The sequence below is a fragment of the Flavobacterium chungangense LMG 26729 genome, assembly GCF_000735715.2.
GTDB lineage: Bacteria > Bacteroidota > Bacteroidia > Flavobacteriales > Flavobacteriaceae > Flavobacterium > Flavobacterium chungangense.
In genome coordinates this window covers 904332-919779 of record NZ_JASY01000002.1, presented here as the reverse complement: position 1 = coordinate 919779, position 15448 = coordinate 904332, and the positions used below count along the sequence as shown (strand labels likewise).

Here is a 15448-nt window from a genome sequence, read left to right as displayed (position 1 = left end):
TATTATATCTTTTCAGCAATTCTAAGTTTGGCACTTCTTGCCCTGTTATTAATTTTGATTTCGGCATCATCCGGGACAATCAATTTACCGACAGTTTTAAACGGAACTGAAAAATTTCCATAAAAATCACGTTCAGGCTCACCTTCAAACATTCCGTTTTTAATAAATCTTTTTACCAGCCTGTCTTCTAAAGAATGATAAGATATTACAGAGAATCTTCCGCCGGGTTTTAAAATTTCTAATGATTGCTCAATAAATTCTTTTAAAACATCCATTTCCTGATTCACTTCAATTCGAATAGCCTGATAAATTTGAGCCAATACTTTATTACGAACCCTTTCAGGTAAATATTTCGCCAAAACCTCTTTTAATTCATCAGTCGTTTTTATTGGATAATGCTCTCTGGCTTCTATAATTGTTCTTGATAAAGCAGGAGCGTTTTTTAACTCTCCATAATCCGAGAATACTCTCCTCAAATTTGCATCATCATATTCATTAACTACACGATAAGCATTTAAATCATTCTTCTGACTCATTCTCATATCCAGCTCAGCATCAAAACGCGTCGAAAAACCTCTTTCCGGAACATCAAACTGATGCGATGAAACTCCTAAATCAGCCAAAATTCCATCTACACTTTTCACTCCATGAAACCGTAAAAATCTTTTTATAAATCTAAAATTCTCATTAATTAAAGTAAACCTTTCATCCGGCAATGCATTTGCTAGCGCATCTTCATCCTGATCAAAAGCAAACAACTTCCCGTTTGGACCTAATCTTCTCAAAATTTCTTTTGAATGTCCTCCGCCACCAAACGTTACATCCACATATATTCCGTCAGGTTTAATATTTAAACCATCAACTGTAGGATGAAGTAAAACCGGATTATGATATTCCATTGTCGTCGTCATTAATATTTCCCATTACTTCTTCGGCTAAATCTGCAAAATCCATATCTTCGCCGCTTATTGATTTTTCATATAAATCCTTATCCCAAATTTCCACAATATTAACCGCAGATGAAAAAACCACATCTTTCGAAATACCCGAAAAAGCAACCAAATCTTTCGGAACCAACAATCTACCTAATGCATCGATTTCTACTACTTTAACTCCCGCTGTAAATCTTCTGATAAAATCATTATTTTTTTTTACGAAACGGTTTAGCTTGTTAATTTTTTGCATCATCAAATCCCATTCTTCCATTGGATACAATTCTAAACACGGCTGAAAAACTGAGCGTTTCAAAACAAATCCGTTTTGAAGAGAGGAAGCCAATTGCTTTTTCAAAGGTGCAGGCATCATTAGCCTTCCTTTAGCATCCACTTTACACTCATATGTTCCTACAATAGTGTTCAAAAAAAAACTCATTAACATGTTACACAGCAAAAATATAAAAAATATTACCACATTTTACCACTATATACCACTTTGTTGATAAGTTTACCCACTTTCACTCCACTTGCTCTAATCAATAGACTATCAAGATGTTAAACATTAATCATTTTCTAAATCCATTCCTTTCGCAATTATAAAAAATACATAGTCTTTCTCTTAAAAAATCAATTATAACGCAATGATTTTAACAATTTAAAAATTCAACAAAAACCACTCTAAAAGCTGATTTTTAAACAATTATAAATTCTACTTAAATTATATAGTTAAAAAATGACAGCAAAAATTCATTTTTATTTATTAAACCCTATATTTGTCCAAATTGAAATTGGCATTAAATTAAATGGACAAACACTACAAAAAAGAGGGCAAATACAGCTATTTTGAAGCTGGTGAAGGAACTCCTATCGTAATTCTTCACGGATTAATGGGAGGTCTTAGTAACTTTGACGGTGTAGCGCAATACTTCCCAACAAAAGGATACAAAGTTGTAATCCCGGATTTGCCAATCTACACTCAAAGTATTTTAAAAACAAACGTGAAAAGTTTTGCGAAATACGTTAAGGATTTTATCAATTTTAAAGGTTTTGATAAGGTAATTTTATTAGGGAATTCTTTAGGAGGACATATTGCCCTTTACCACACTAAACTATATCCCGAAAAAGTAGCAGGACTAGTAATCACAGGAAGCTCAGGTCTTTACGAAAGCGCAATGGGAGACAGCTACCCTAGAAGAGGCGATTATGAATACATCAAAAAGAAAGCTGAAGCCGTATTTTATGACCCAAAAATTGCTACTCCTGAACTTATTGATGAAGTATACGCAACCGCAAATGACCGTATAAAACTGATTAAAACATTAACGATTGCCAAGAGTGCAATTCGTCATAATATGGCAAAAGATTTGCCAAAAATGACAGTTGAAACCTGTATCATCTGGGGTAAAAATGACACCGTAACTCCTCCAAATGTAGCTGAAGAATTTGATCAGTTATTACCTAATTCAACTCTATATTGGATAGACAAATGCGGACACGCTGCTATGATGGAACATCCTCAGGAATTTAATGAAATTCTTGAAGAATGGCTTACTAAAAAGAATTTTTAGTATCTAAACTGTAGAATTTAAGACGTTTTAAAAATCAAAAAACATGAAAATTACTACTGCTGAATTCATTGTCAGTAATTCTGAAGTTGCAAAATGCCCACAAGAATTTTTACCGGAATATGCTTTTATCGGAAGATCAAATGTAGGAAAGTCTTCTTTGATAAACATGCTTACAAACCATAAAAATCTTGCAAAAACTTCAGGCAGGCCTGGTAAAACACAATTGATAAATCATTTTAAAATCAATAATAATTGGTTTTTGGTCGATTTACCGGGTTATGGATATGCCAAAGTTTCTAAAAAAACCAAATCGGTTTTCCAGCAATTTATTACTGATTATTTTGAAACCAGAGAGCAATTAGTTTGTGCTTTTGTTTTAATTGACATACGCCATGAAGCTCAGAATATTGATATTGAATTCATGTCTTATATGGGCGAAAGCGAGATTCCGTTCTGTATTATTTTTACAAAAGCAGACAAAATCAGCAAAGTAAAAATTGATTCACATATTGCAGCATACAAAAAACAAATGTTTGCCAACAACTGGGCAGAAATGCCTCAGTATTTTGTTACCTCATCAACAGAATCAACAGGAAAAGAAGAACTTTTATCTTATATAGATGAAGTAAATCAGGAAGTTTTTAAAAACAATAGTGGATTTTAAACCTAAATTCGAATCTTTAAATACTCCTGGCCGCATCTTCATTTTATCATTCTCTTTGAAGAACAAGAAGATACTCCTTTAGATCTGAATTTATTTACGGATAACTTTAAGTCAATATCTTTTTTTAAATTATATTTGAACCAAATTAATTTCATTCTTTTATGAAGAAAACTCTTTGCTTTTTACTTTTATTACTCTTATCTGCCTGCAATGTCACGCACTACTTTTTACACAGTACAGATAAAGCGAATAGTTTGGATTTCACTAAAGGCACCTGGCTTGTTGGCGATATTGAAGTTGATCAAAATACCAAAACAAAATTAACCCGTTATGTAATGGCTGATTTTTCTAAATATTTAGGAAGGAGAGCAAAGTATTCAATGGACGAACGAAAATACTTCGCTACCAAACAAGTCCCATTGAAATTAGACAAAGCAGCAATTTTAGAGCTTAAAAAAGCAGCTGATGCTGATTATTATGTCAATATAAAATGTAAAAATGCAAAAAATGACTTTAGTAGTTTTGAATTTCAAAATCATTTTTACTACAAGAAACAAATGACATACGCTGAAGTCATTTTAGAAGTATACGATTTGAATCGCGGAGAGATAATTTACTCTCGAGCATCGGGAGGATGCCTGGAAGAAGAGCTCAGTATTACAAACTACCCCACATCCGTAGTGATAATAGGATGTTACAGGAAAATTATAAATGACATCAAAAAAAATTCTATCAAGCCTGTAAATCGCCTGCCGACCTATCAGGAGAAAAAAAATTCCAGATCCTAGTTGTAGTAATACATGGAATCTGGATTTTTTTTATTTCTTTTTACTGCTACTTGGTAAGTTCCAGTTTTTCTGCAAAATAATCACAGAAATCTTTCATTGTATCTGACATTTTTACATCATCAGTTGCACGTTTAAAAGTGTCAGACATTGCCACCAAAGTTTGGTGAAAGAAAATTTTCATTTCATCAACAGGCATATCTTTCGTCCAAAGATCAATTCTCATTGTTTCTTTAGCTTTGCTGTCCCAAATCGACAACATAATTGCCTTAGCTTCTTCGGCCTGAACTCCTCCATCCTGAGCGCTCCATGTTAGCTTTTCAGGAACACGGTTTTCATCTAACTCAATATTGAATTTAATTTCTGAATTTATTGTATCTGACATTATTTCTTAGGTTTGTATTTTGACTTTTCAAAGATTTCTTTCGCGCTTGTTTTTAATAACTCCGGCAAAGTTACGGTATTATTTTTCATGTACGAACGTACCATTTGCCAACCTATCCAGGCACCAACCTTTCCTGGAGAATCATTATCTATTTCCAGATAAAATTTTGAAAAAGGTGCCGGAGCAATAAATCGGGTTGTCAACTTCGGATCGACACTATATAACATCTCTTTTTCTATAAAATAACGCCACATGTATGCTTCATTTTCTTCACACCATTTTATCTGCTCAGTTGTGTAACCTATTTTCTCAGCATCTGTATATTCAGGTAAAAGCAAATCTTTGGCATATAATTGTTTTCCTTCGAAAATCATTTGAGATACCAGATTTTTATCAGCATAAGCCGGAATATTCCTGTAAGCAAAACTTGAAACCACATCTGGCATTATTTGTCTTTCTTCAAAATTTTGTTTCAGGTAATTTGGAAACTGATAAAATTTATGCTCCTTTCCCAAATATAATTCAAGTGCTACTATAACCAGACTATCTGCATAAATAGCTTTGGCATTATAATCCATTTCTCCAATCACCGTAATTACTTTTGGTGTTTTTGATTTTGGAAAATAATATTTTACATGCTGAAAAAGCGCATTAAACTCCTGACGAACCGGCTCAAAATTTGAATATTTTTTTTGAACTTCAGTATAGACTTCTCTCCAAATCGGTTCCTGCATTTTACTTAACCAGACGCTATCATCGTTCCCTGCAGGAAAAAAGAAAGGGAACTGTTTTTTGACTTTTTCTAAATCTTCAGGTTCGGTTTCAAAAAAAACTTTATCAAAACGTTCAACCTTAATATCAACCGGAATTTCTTCAACAGCTTTTTCTACTTTGTTTTTTTGATTACAGGATAAAAAAAACAAGGACAGAACCACTACAAAGCGATATAATTTCATTTTATTTTAATTAGATTTGTGTTACTTATCTTAAGTAAACATATACTTAAAAATATTTGTGCAAATATACATCCCTACATCTTAAAACTTGAATTATTATGGCTAAAAAAAGCACTATTCAGACAGAAAAAGTAAATAACCACATTGTAGAGTGGCTGAAAAATTATGCTAATAAAGCAAAAGTTAACGGTTTTGTAATTGGAATTTCCGGGGGAGTTGATTCAGCTGTAACTTCTACATTATGTGCTCAGACAGGATTGAAAGTTCTATGTGTAGAAATGCCTATTCATCAGGCACCAAATCAGGTTTTGAGAGGAAGAGAACACATTGAACAATTAAAAAAGCGTTTCTCAAATGTTTCAGATGTCGAAACAGATTTAACAGCGACTTTTGAAGCATTTAAAACTACAGTTCCAAAATCTGATGATGAAGCAAAAGTAAATCTTTCACTTGCAAACACCCGTGCTCGATTAAGAATGACTTCTTTATATTATTTAGCCGGAATTCATGGTTTATTAGTTGCAGGTACTGGTAACAAAGTAGAAGATTTTGGCGTTGGTTTTTATACAAAATACGGAGACGGAGGTGTTGATTTGAGTCCGATTGCAGATTTGATGAAATCTGATGTATATGCCCTTGGAGAATTTTTAACAATTCCTGACTCAATTTTAACAGCTGCTCCTACAGATGGTCTATTTGGTGACAACAGAACAGATGAGGATCAATTAGGCGCAAGTTATGACGAATTGGAATGGGCTATGTTAGCCGAAGAAGCAGGAAATACAGCAGATAATTTTAGTGGAAGAGAAAAATCTGTCTTCGAAATTTATAAACGTCTAAATACCAGTAACAAGCATAAAATGGAAGAAATTCCGGTCTGTATCATACCAAAAACGTTAAAATAATACTTTTTAACATTTGTCAGCTATAAACTACAGAATTTATTTATTAATTTTACAGCTCCAAAAACAATGTACAATTCTAAAAAGGTAAAATTATGATTAAAGTATGTCTAGCAGACAACCACCCTGTGACTCACTTTGGCGTTAAGTCGTATTTTAAAGACCACGATCAAATTTCAATCGTTGCCAATGTAGGTAATTTTTCAATGGTTAGAGATATTCTTCAGACGAAGGAGATCGACATCCTAATTCTAGATTTAGAGCTAGAAGGTCTTTCGAGTATCTTTGAAGTGAAATCTATCCTGAAAAATTTTCCTAAAACGAAAATTGTAATCTTCAGCGATCTGGCCGAGCAAATGTACGCTCCTAATGCAATTAAAGCGGGGGTTTCCGGGTACGTGCACAAAACAGAAAAACTTGAAACATTAGGTGTTTCAATTATTAAGGTACACGAAGGAAAAGTTATTATTAACGAAACTGTACGTAAAAACATGGCACTTATTGCTAAACAAAGCAAAAGTGAGCGTTTGTACAGAAAACTTTCTAATCGTGAAATTGAAGTTTTACGTTACTTAAGTGACGGTAAGAAAAACAACGAAATTTCTAAAATTTTAAACCTGAATGAAAAAACAATTAGTACTTATAAACTAAGACTATTAACTAAATTGAATGTGACCAATTTAGTTGACTTGGTTAATAAAGCTAAGACTTTAGAAATTATTTAAACAATATGACTGATTCTTAAGTGAATCATCAAAAGTAAAAAGCTCTATATTGAAAAATATAGAGCTTTTGTCTTTATGAATGATAAGGTACAACAACCCTACCCAGTTTTTTTGAAAAATTATTAAGCAGTTTAGAATAATCAACAACCATAGATAATATTTCTGAATTATCTTCCTTCGGATCGCTTAATAAGGTATTTTTTAATTCATGAATAATTTTAGAAATTAAATACCATCGCATTGAAAAAATGGTATCTGACACATTTTGCTCAATGGTTGCATCTTTGTGTTTTGGAAAAATATTCTGTCCCTCCCAGTTGTGAATAGTCAGTCTTTCATCTTCCATCAAAATATTCGTTACTTCCTGAGCAAACTCTGGTTGAAGATGCATCAAATATTTATCTAAACTAAAAGTTTCATTTTGATTATAAAAATCAATTATATTATTAAAAATATTTTGAAATAATTGATTTGATAGTTCTACTTCGTCTTCCTGCAAACTAAGGTAAACTTTCTCATAAACCTTATATTTTCTTTTTTCTGTAACCTCTTTTACATTTCCTTCTTCGTCAGCCTTTAAGAAAACGTCTTCAAAATCTTCGGTAACACTTCCATAGAGCAATAAAATTTCAATGATTTTTCTTTCTAAACCGTATAAAATATCTATTTTTTCAGACGGCTGTTCCATATCTCCAGGAAAAGTTGGGTCATCATAATATCTAGGATCATCCGGCGGATAATTATTTCTATGAACCTCAAAAGCTTTTTGTTCTTGCTTTTGCTTTTTACCAGCGTCAGCAATCTCTTTTTGAGTTAACTGTGCCAATGTACTTACCAAAACCTGCTCAGAAATATCCATTATTCGGGCACATTCCTGTATGTAAACTTCACGCTGAATACGGTCTGGAATTTTAGAAATACTGGTAACCATATCCCGAATCAAATCGGCTTTTTTTATAGGGTCGTTTTTTGCTTCTCCTATTAAAATTGAAGCTTTAAACTGTATAAAATCTTTACTATTGTTTTCTAAATAAGCAACCAAATCATCATGTGATTTTTTTCTGGCAAAGCTATCAGGATCTTCCCCATCCGGAAAAGCACAAACCCTTACATTCATACCTTCTTCCAGAATCAAATCGATTCCGCGAATTGCGGCCCGGAGACCTGCAGCATCGCCATCAAAAAGAACCGTAATATTTCTGGTTAATCTATTTACCAAACGAATCTGATCCGGCGTTAAAGCTGTTCCGGAGGAAGCCACAACATTTTCAATACCGGCCTGATTAAACTGAATCACATCCGTGTAACCTTCAACCAAATAACAATTATTTAGTTTAGCAATTGATTGTTTAGCCTGAAAAATTCCGTAGAGCACTTTACTTTTATGGTAAATATCACTTTCCGGTGAATTCAGATATTTTGCTGCTTTTTTATCATTGGTTAAAATACGTCCTCCAAAACCCAAAACACGACCCGACATACTTTGTATCGGGAACATTACGCGTCCTTTAAAACGGTCAAAAGGTCTGTCTTCTCTTGGAATTGTTAAACCGGTACTTTCCAGAAACTCTAGTTTATAGCCTTTCCCTAAAGCTTCTTTGGTCAGAGCATCCCAAGTCTCCGGCGAATACCCTAAATTGAATTTTTTGATAGTTTCATTTGTAAAACCTCTTTCTTTAAAATAAGACAACCCTATGGCTTTCCCTTCTTCTGAATTCAAGAGAGTATCATTAAAATACTTTGCAGCAAATTCTGAAACCAAATACATACTTTCGCGAACATCTGTTATAGCTTTTTCAGCATCCGTTTGTTCGGTTTCTTCGATTTCAATATTGTATTTCCTGGCCAGGTATTTAATAGCTTCCGGATAAGTAAACTGTGAGTGTTCCATTAAGAATTTAACAGAATTCCCACCCTTTCCTGTACTAAAATCTTTCCAAATCCCTTTTGCAGGCGAAACCATGAATGACGGTGAGCGCTCATCTGAGAATGGACTCAATCCTTTAAAATTACTTCCGGCACGCTTTAAATTAACAAAATCACCAATAACCTCCTCTACACGAGCAGTTTCAAAAACAGTATCAATTGTATTCTGTGAGATCAAACTTAAAATATTTTTAAAAAAATAATAGCCTGTAAAAGTACACAAATCCTTCTTTAATTTACTGCTTTTACATAAAAAAAGCGCCTCTTTTAAAGCGCTTTTTCTACTAATTAAAAAAATTGAATACTTAATTAAAATCAAACCTTAACCCTAATGAAATATTATTTTCTTTAACTAAATTATCCTGGAATAATGGATTTAAATCATACTTTAAATACAAGCTCAATTCTTTATAACCAATATAAGAACTCAATCCGTAAATAAAATTATTCACGTTATAATCGCCTTTTATTGTCGTTTTATATTTCAGATCATCTTCTTCAAATTTTAAAATCTGTTTCGATTTCACATTGATTCCGGCATACCCTCCAATTCCAAAACGAAAACTTTTATGCGTTCTAAAATACGTTTTTCCATCTTTTTCTTTTGGTTTTGTAAAATCAAATTCTAAATGTACCGGCAAAACTAAATATACATTTCTAAAACGTGATTCTTTTAAATTTACAGGATTAATCTCTAAATTGGTCTGATCTCCGTTGACTACAAAACTGCGATTATTGGTTGGGCGAATATTATTGTACATTAATGACAACCCGTATTTTGCATGCAATAAATTATAATTTTTAATTAATCGTGAATTATAAGTAAAACCCCATTCGTAAAAATGTGAGCCCATAAACTTATAATTAGAATCCTGCAGTTCCCCATCTGCTATAATATTATTGAGACCCATGGCAAAAACAAATTGCGAAGTTGTTCTTTTTTCTCCACGAATAGAGTCTTTACCATTTTTATTATTCCAATCGTTTCTGTCCCAATGAATTATTAACCTGTTTTTCTTTGTTGAATCCTGCTCTTTCAGCTTCCCGTCTACTTTCTGCTGAACCAGGTCATTAAGTTCATTTTGAGCAAGAGTTACTTTCTCTTCGATAATGACAGCTCTTGCTTCTGCTAACTCTTTTTTACGTTTATCAGCCTGCTCTCCTGTAATTACTCCATTTGAAAGCTGTACATTTATTTCTTCAACTTCTTTTTTAAGGGTTTCTTTTTCCTGTTTAGTAATTTTTTCAATTTTATTAGCAATTTGCTTAGCTTTTGATTCAAATGTTTCTTGTCCGAGTACCTTACTGACGAATAAGAAAACTAAAATAACGAGGTAAATGGTAAAATTTTTCATGATTGATTTTTTAATTGATTGATGATTTTATTCTTATTTTTTTGCATTGAATTTGTTATTTGCAATTGAGATTGAATTTTCAATTATTCCTGCTGATTTCTGCTGGCTACGGCAACTTTTACTGTCTGATAATTTTTATTGACTTTTGAAATTATTTTTTCTCTAAAAGAAAGTTCTAGTTCACCGTCAACCTGATTGAGTAAATCATTGGCATTGACTTTCACCTTTGATTTTGGTTTGGTCGAATTTTCTGCGACAACTTTGTTTTCTGCATTTTCCAATAACTGATCGACATTTGAATTTTTAGTGTTTTCGGCAATTACAGTTTGATTATTGATAGATTGTTTTTCCTGATTGTTTTTGATGATGACTGAAGACTCCGCTATTTGATTTGATTCATTTTTAATTGTTTTATTTGAAATTTGATTAGATTTTTTTTCTTCTTTATTTAAATTTTCCTTTGAATTATTTTCTGAGACAGCAATTTTTGTTTTTACTGGATCTGTATTATCCAAAACCGGTTTCAGAACCGAATCTTTTTTAGTATTTTCCTCAATAACAACTTTCTTTGGCGTTTGGGTTGCATTATTATTTTGAGTAAAAAAGAAAGTTCCAACCAATAAAATTCCCATGACACTCGCTGCAACATAAAGCCATTTATTACTCTTTTCCGGCTTCTTTTCTTCGGCAATACTTAACATGGCATCCAATCTGTCCCAGGCTTTATTGCTTGGTTCAATTGTGCGCTGATTTAGTTTTTCACGGAAATCCTTTTCAAAATTATTCGGTTCCATTTTCTTGTTTTTTTAAAATAGTAATTTGTGTTTGCAGCATTTTCCTTGCATGCGATAATTGCGATTTTGATGTTCCTTCATTAATTCCTAACATCTTAGCAATTTCATTGTGTTTATAACCTTCAATTGCATATAAATTGAAAACCATTTTATATCCGTCCGGCAAGGCATCTATTAAAAACTGAATCTGATCAACAGTAAACTGGCTATCAATTTCGTTGAAACTTTCTTCTGTAAAAAACTCATCTTCTGCAAATTTTACTTTTTTCTGAACTCTCAAATACGAAATACATTCGTTAACCATAATTCGGCGGATCCAGCCTTCAAAACTTCCTTTATGTTCAAAGTTCTTTAGATTCGTAAATACTTTCATAAAAGCGGTTATCATTACATCTTCTGCAAGCTGAATGTCTTTTATATATTGACGGCAAACGCTAAGCATTTTCGGAGAAAACCTGCTATAAATCTGCTGTTGTGCTTGTCGGTTATTTTCGACAGCCAACTTTATGATTTTGGTTTCTTCGTGATGTAACTGAATAATTTTCATTAATAAGCGTTCAGATTTTGTTTTACTAACAGACTTCTATTAGCATAGACGAGTATCGTTTTAAAATGGTTGCATGTGAGTAGAAAAAAATCAAAAAAATAAATTTAAAATCCTAATTCATAAATACAAATTATTGATTTACTGATACTTAAATTCATGTTCTTTTTTATTTTGATTTTATAAAAAAACAGCATCCGGCTAAAACCAAGAAAAAATACAATAAAAAAACCTTGCTATAAAATTATTGCAAGGTTCTTCAAAATAAAATATTTTTCAAAATAACTCTTTACGGGCAAGTTTTACCAACCGCCACGGCCGCCACCGCCGCCTCCACCGCCGGAACTTCCGCCACCAGAGCTGCCGCTGCTCCAACTGCCACTACTTCCTGATGAAGAGTTCGATGATCTGGAGGGAGTTGGATCGGTTCCTGCTGCACTTACAGAATTTCCAAAACCTGATAAAAACAGTGTTGGCTGCCTGTAAAAAGTATCGTTTCCTTGATACCAATCCGGATTATATTTTGCGAGTTCTAAAATTTCTTCAAATTGTTTTCCCCATTTTATTTCGACTCCCAATGCTATTGCGTACGGAAGTAACTTTTCGAATAATTGAGGTGTCAGCTCAGGCGGATTCAACATATTCATTCTGTCTTTCTCCGCAGTTTCGAGATATAACTTAAATCCTTCTAATCGATTAAATTCTTCTGCACCTTTTTCTGTAAATTTTCCCAAAGTCACTACGTAGAAGATATACATTAAAAAAACGATACCAATAACTACAATTTGTATTGTGCTTAAAAAAGGAATTGTCATTAAAAAAATTCCAATTGCCAGTGGATAAGTAAAGAAAGCAAAAAGGAATCTTAAAATTACTAAACCAGTTCTCTCTTCTTTTTGTAAAAACCAATAGGTTAATGCCGCCACAGCACAAATTAATCCTGTATAAAAAGTATAATTTATAAATCCTTTGTTTTTAGACAATATCTCATAAATCAATCCTCCAATTACAAAAACGGCAAAACCAATCCATTTTAATCGCGTATTGTTTTGGTAAATTTCTTCTAACTTAATTTGATCTTCTATCGCTTTAGTCCATTTAGAATAAGCTTTCTCAAAAATCCTATAGTTAGAATCCTGCACTTTTATTTTTGCTTTTTTAGAAAAACTATCTACTATTGCTGATTCTTCAGAACTTAAAGATTTTGAATCTTTTTCTAAAACTTCAATTTCGTATTTGTTTTCGTTTACAAAAATACCGCTTTCTATCGTAGACGAAATTTTAACAGCACCCTTTACTGCGGTATTTATAAGGGAAGCCATATGTATTTTTGCATTGAGTTCTCTATGATAGACATACCCTACAAGGGCAGGAGACCAATCAAAAGGAGGCAAAAATTCTGGTATTACTGTTTTTTTAACGGGATCTTTTCCATGTTTTCTCCAACTAAAAAAGAAAAAAAAGAAACATTCCAATTCCAAAAACAACAGACCAGAAATAGGTTTTGATTCGTTTATAGAAAGAATTTGATTTTTGAACATAAGTTGGGGGATCAATAATTCCTTTAGGAAATGAAGCCGCAACTGTTAATCCTTCATTTGATCGAAGTTGATGTGCCGAAAAAGTAACAATTGTTTTACTTTCATTTAGGGAACTAGTACAATTTGAAGCCGAAGATCCTTCACTACCGGTGTAGCAATGTAAGTTTTCAAATTTATTGTTTTCAGATGGGAGATAAAATTGGCAGGTTGCTTTATCAATAGGAAAATCCCAGCCATTTCCGGTTACATTCCAATAGAGTTCATCATAATTGTCAAAATATCCAATCTGAAATGGAACGCTGTAACTGATCTGGTATTTATACGTTCCGTCTTCTAATTCAACAGCTGCATCTCCAATGTAAATTTTCCAATAATCTTCTTCTTCTTTTGTAAAATAATCTTCGGTTGCTCCGTCTTTTTCAATGGAGTTTATCGAATATTTTACATCGATATCATTACCGTCTTTATCTTTTCGGGTTAGCGGAAAAGTTCTTAAAAGTCCGTGTTTAAAAACATTTCCTTCTGCTTTTATCGTAATATTTTCGACAACCTCAATGGTTCCTGATTTTTCAATTTTAACTTTAACATCAAAATTTAAAATTCTTTCCTGAGCGTGTAGTTGATTTACGAAAATAGAAAATAGAACAAAAAATATTTTTTTTAGCTGCATATAATAAAGGAATTAAAACTGAACTTTAGGTGATTCTCTTTGGTCTTCCTCTTTTAATTCAAGGAAATCTTTTTTCGGAAAACCAAAGATGCCGGCAATTAAATTACCCGGAAAAGATTCTACAGCAATATTGTAATCTCTTACTGTTCCGTTGTAATATCGTTTTGAGCGTTCAATTTCAGTTTCTATTTCTCCTAAATCAGATTGCAGACTTAAAAAATTAGTATTGGCTTTTAAGTCGGGATAACTTTCTGCTAAAGCAAAAACTGATCCCACAGCATTATTAAGCTTTTGATCCAGTTTTAATCTTTCATCCGGATTATTAGTGCTCAAAGCCTGATTACGAAGATTTACAATAGAACTAAATGTTTCTTTTTCATGACTCATATATCCTTTTACGGCTTCTATAAGATTCGGGATCAGATCGAATCGTTTTTTTAAGATAATGTCAATGCCGCTAAATGCCTCTTCTACCCGATTCCTTTTGGAAACGAAACCATTATAAAGTACAATAAAGAGAATAAGAATTAGTAAAAAAGAAACAGATATAAGTATGGTAATCATATTTTAGAATTAAATTCGGAGTCAAATTTAACAATAAAAATATTAAAAAATGACACAGAATTATTTCTTTCTCTCAATAACGTAATTCACCATTAAGGTAAGTGCGCCCTTGAATTCAGAATCCGGGTAATTTCCTAAAAGAGAAAGTGCTTCCTGCTGAAACTGCACCATTTTGTTTTCGGCATAAGCCAAACCATTATTGTTTTTTACAAAGGCAATAACTTCTTTAACGCGTTTTTTATCTTTGTTATGGTTTTTGATCGAGTTTATAAGCCACTTTTTTTCCTGCGGAGTACAAGTATTTAAAACGTGAATTAAAGGCAAGGTCATTTTTTGCTCTTTAATATCGATTCCGGTTGGTTTTCCAATGGCTTCTTCACTGTAATCAAATAAATCGTCTTTGATTTGAAATGCCATTCCGATAAGTTCGCCAAATTTGCACATGTTCTCAACCTGAATATCGTCTTCAATTACCGATTTTGCACCAAGCGCACAACAAGCTGCAATAAGTGTAGCGGTTTTCTTTCTGATGATTTCATAGTAAACATCTTCCGTAATATCGAGTCTTCTCGCTTTTTCTATCTGAAGCAATTCGCCTTCACTCATTTCGCGAACGGCTACCGAAATAATTTTCAAAAGGTCAAAATCGCCATTATCAATAGAAAGCAGTAATCCTTTTGAAAGCAAATAATCCCCAACCAAAACTGCAATTTTATTTTTCCAAAGTGCATTGATAGAAAAAAATCCACGGCGGCGATTACTGTCATCTACCACATCATCATGCACTAAAGTAGCAGTATGAATGAGCTCAATTACCGAAGCACCACGATACGTTCTCTCATTTACAACACCACCAGAAACCATTTTTGCGGTTAAAAAAACAAACATCGGACGCATTTGTTTTCCTTTTCTGTTTACAATATAATAGGTAATGCGGTTGAGCAAGGCAACCTTTGAAGTCATCGATTCATAGAACTTTTTTTCGAAAAGTTCCATTTCATTAAAAATAGGTTGCTTTATTTGAGAAGTAATATTCATTTCGTTTTCAAATATACTATTTTAAATAAAAAAACGTTGTTTATTTTAGGTTAGTATATCAACATTTTGTGTACTAATTCAAAAACATACCAAAAA

Annotated in this window: 17 protein-coding genes; 5 read left to right on the top strand and 12 right to left on the bottom strand. The window is 32.7% G+C overall.

The genetic code is table 11. The features are described from left to right. Window positions 1–2 precede the first annotated feature (2 nt). The gene (rsmH, locus tag JE46_RS07195; RefSeq protein WP_180904079.1) at window positions 3–911 is read right to left on the bottom strand and encodes a 16S rRNA (cytosine(1402)-N(4))-methyltransferase RsmH; all 909 of its coding nucleotides are present in this window, start codon (window positions 909–911) and stop codon (window positions 3–5) included. After that, a complete protein-coding gene (gene mraZ / locus JE46_RS07190) occupies window positions 886–1359 on the bottom strand; it encodes a division/cell wall cluster transcriptional repressor MraZ (protein WP_031454584.1) in 474 nt (157 codons plus the stop codon). The genes rsmH and mraZ overlap by 26 nt, the downstream gene beginning before the upstream one ends. A 379-nt stretch (window positions 1360–1738) precedes the next feature. Between mraZ and JE46_RS07185 the strand changes: the two genes are divergently transcribed. The 3 genes from JE46_RS07185 (at window position 1739) to JE46_RS07175 (ending at window position 3955) form a co-directional block, all read left to right on the top strand. Beyond that, the gene (locus JE46_RS07185) at window positions 1739–2503 is read left to right on the top strand and encodes an alpha/beta fold hydrolase (protein WP_031454583.1); all 765 of its coding nucleotides are present in this window, start codon (window positions 1739–1741) and stop codon (window positions 2501–2503) included. 43 nt (window positions 2504–2546) lie between these two features. Continuing rightward, complete coding sequence (yihA, locus tag JE46_RS07180; RefSeq protein WP_031454582.1) at window positions 2547–3167, top strand: ribosome biogenesis GTP-binding protein YihA/YsxC; 621 nt, start codon at window positions 2547–2549, stop codon at window positions 3165–3167. A gap of 161 nt (window positions 3168–3328) precedes the next feature. Next, the gene (locus tag JE46_RS07175) at window positions 3329–3955 is read left to right on the top strand and encodes a hypothetical protein (RefSeq protein ID WP_157505882.1); all 627 of its coding nucleotides are present in this window, start codon (window positions 3329–3331) and stop codon (window positions 3953–3955) included. A 46-nt stretch (window positions 3956–4001) separates the two neighbouring features. Here JE46_RS07175 and gldC read toward each other — a convergent pair whose 3' ends face one another. Continuing rightward, on the bottom strand, window positions 4002–4337 hold the full coding sequence (gldC, locus tag JE46_RS07170) for a gliding motility protein GldC (RefSeq protein ID WP_031454580.1): 336 nt from the start codon (window positions 4335–4337) through the stop codon (window positions 4002–4004). Beyond that, window positions 4337–5293: a gliding motility lipoprotein GldB gene (gene gldB / locus JE46_RS07165; RefSeq protein WP_031454579.1), complete on the bottom strand. Its 957-nt coding sequence runs from the start codon at window positions 5291–5293 to the stop codon at window positions 4337–4339. The genes gldC and gldB overlap by 1 nt, the downstream gene beginning before the upstream one ends. Window positions 5294–5391: 98 nt before the next feature. Here gldB and nadE point away from each other — a divergent pair, with 98 nt between their 5' ends. Both nadE and JE46_RS07155 read left to right on the top strand, forming a co-directional pair. Then, window positions 5392–6198 carry an NAD(+) synthase gene (gene nadE / locus JE46_RS07160; RefSeq protein WP_031454578.1) on the top strand — a complete coding sequence of 269 codons (807 nt, stop codon included), beginning with the start codon at window positions 5392–5394 and terminating at the stop codon, window positions 6196–6198. Window positions 6199–6290: 92 nt separating this feature from the next. Then, complete coding sequence (locus JE46_RS07155) at window positions 6291–6920, top strand: response regulator transcription factor (protein WP_007810686.1); 630 nt, start codon at window positions 6291–6293, stop codon at window positions 6918–6920. Window positions 6921–6993: 73 nt separating this feature from the next. Here JE46_RS07155 and dnaG read toward each other — a convergent pair whose 3' ends face one another. The 8 genes from dnaG to JE46_RS07115 all read right to left on the bottom strand — a co-directional run bounded on the left by dnaG (window position 6994) and on the right by JE46_RS07115 (window position 15352). Continuing rightward, complete coding sequence (gene dnaG, locus JE46_RS07150; RefSeq protein WP_031454577.1) at window positions 6994–9024, bottom strand: DNA primase; 2031 nt, start codon at window positions 9022–9024, stop codon at window positions 6994–6996. A gap of 127 nt (window positions 9025–9151) precedes the next feature. Further along, the gene (locus JE46_RS07145; protein WP_031454576.1) at window positions 9152–10201 is read right to left on the bottom strand and encodes a porin family protein; all 1050 of its coding nucleotides are present in this window, start codon (window positions 10199–10201) and stop codon (window positions 9152–9154) included. 83 nt (window positions 10202–10284) lie between these two features. Beyond that, complete coding sequence (locus tag JE46_RS07140) at window positions 10285–10995, bottom strand: hypothetical protein (RefSeq protein WP_031454575.1); 711 nt, start codon at window positions 10993–10995, stop codon at window positions 10285–10287. Further along, the gene (locus tag JE46_RS07135; RefSeq protein WP_031454574.1) at window positions 10982–11542 is read right to left on the bottom strand and encodes an RNA polymerase sigma factor; all 561 of its coding nucleotides are present in this window, start codon (window positions 11540–11542) and stop codon (window positions 10982–10984) included. Before JE46_RS07135 ends, JE46_RS07140 begins: the two co-directional genes overlap by 14 nt. A 299-nt stretch (window positions 11543–11841) precedes the next feature. After that, complete coding sequence (locus tag JE46_RS24725) at window positions 11842–13080, bottom strand: DUF2207 domain-containing protein (protein WP_083480856.1); 1239 nt, start codon at window positions 13078–13080, stop codon at window positions 11842–11844. Beyond that, the gene (locus JE46_RS24720; RefSeq protein WP_031454572.1) at window positions 12986–13750 is read right to left on the bottom strand and encodes a DUF2207 domain-containing protein; all 765 of its coding nucleotides are present in this window, start codon (window positions 13748–13750) and stop codon (window positions 12986–12988) included. Before JE46_RS24720 ends, JE46_RS24725 begins: the two co-directional genes overlap by 95 nt. 12 nt (window positions 13751–13762) lie before the next feature. Beyond that, a complete protein-coding gene (locus JE46_RS07120) occupies window positions 13763–14314 on the bottom strand; it encodes a LemA family protein (RefSeq protein ID WP_031454571.1) in 552 nt (183 codons plus the stop codon). 60 nt (window positions 14315–14374) lie between these two features. Further along, complete coding sequence (locus JE46_RS07115; RefSeq protein WP_031454570.1) at window positions 14375–15352, bottom strand: polyprenyl synthetase family protein; 978 nt, start codon at window positions 15350–15352, stop codon at window positions 14375–14377. Between the last annotated feature and the right edge of the window lie 96 nt (window positions 15353–15448).

Bases quoted from the DNA above. Each gene is read 5' to 3' on its own strand.
- rsmH (WP_180904079.1), bottom strand. From the start codon at position 911: ATGACGACGACAATGGAATATCATAATCCGGTTTTACTTCATCCTACA.
- JE46_RS07185 (WP_031454583.1), top strand. From the start codon at position 1,739: ATGGACAAACACTACAAAAAAGAGGGCAAATACAGCTATTTTGAAGCT.
- yihA (WP_031454582.1), top strand. From the start codon at position 2,547: ATGAAAATTACTACTGCTGAATTCATTGTCAGTAATTCTGAAGTTGCA.
- JE46_RS07175 (WP_157505882.1), top strand. From the start codon at position 3,329: ATGAAGAAAACTCTTTGCTTTTTACTTTTATTACTCTTATCTGCCTGC.
- gldC (WP_031454580.1), bottom strand. From the start codon at position 4,337: ATGTCAGATACAATAAATTCAGAAATTAAATTCAATATTGAGTTAGAT.
- gldB (WP_031454579.1), bottom strand. From the start codon at position 5,293: ATGAAATTATATCGCTTTGTAGTGGTTCTGTCCTTGTTTTTTTTATCC.
- nadE (WP_031454578.1), top strand. From the start codon at position 5,392: ATGGCTAAAAAAAGCACTATTCAGACAGAAAAAGTAAATAACCACATT.
- JE46_RS07155 (WP_007810686.1), top strand. From the start codon at position 6,291: ATGATTAAAGTATGTCTAGCAGACAACCACCCTGTGACTCACTTTGGC.
- JE46_RS07145 (WP_031454576.1), bottom strand. From the start codon at position 10,201: ATGAAAAATTTTACCATTTACCTCGTTATTTTAGTTTTCTTATTCGTC.
- JE46_RS07140 (WP_031454575.1), bottom strand. From the start codon at position 10,995: ATGGAACCGAATAATTTTGAAAAGGATTTCCGTGAAAAACTAAATCAG.
- JE46_RS07135 (WP_031454574.1), bottom strand. From the start codon at position 11,542: ATGAAAATTATTCAGTTACATCACGAAGAAACCAAAATCATAAAGTTG.
- JE46_RS24725 (WP_083480856.1), bottom strand. From the start codon at position 13,080: ATGTTCAAAAATCAAATTCTTTCTATAAACGAATCAAAACCTATTTCT.
- JE46_RS24720 (WP_031454572.1), bottom strand. From the start codon at position 13,750: ATGCAGCTAAAAAAAATATTTTTTGTTCTATTTTCTATTTTCGTAAAT.
- JE46_RS07120 (WP_031454571.1), bottom strand. From the start codon at position 14,314: ATGATTACCATACTTATATCTGTTTCTTTTTTACTAATTCTTATTCTC.
- JE46_RS07115 (WP_031454570.1), bottom strand. From the start codon at position 15,352: ATGAATATTACTTCTCAAATAAAGCAACCTATTTTTAATGAAATGGAA.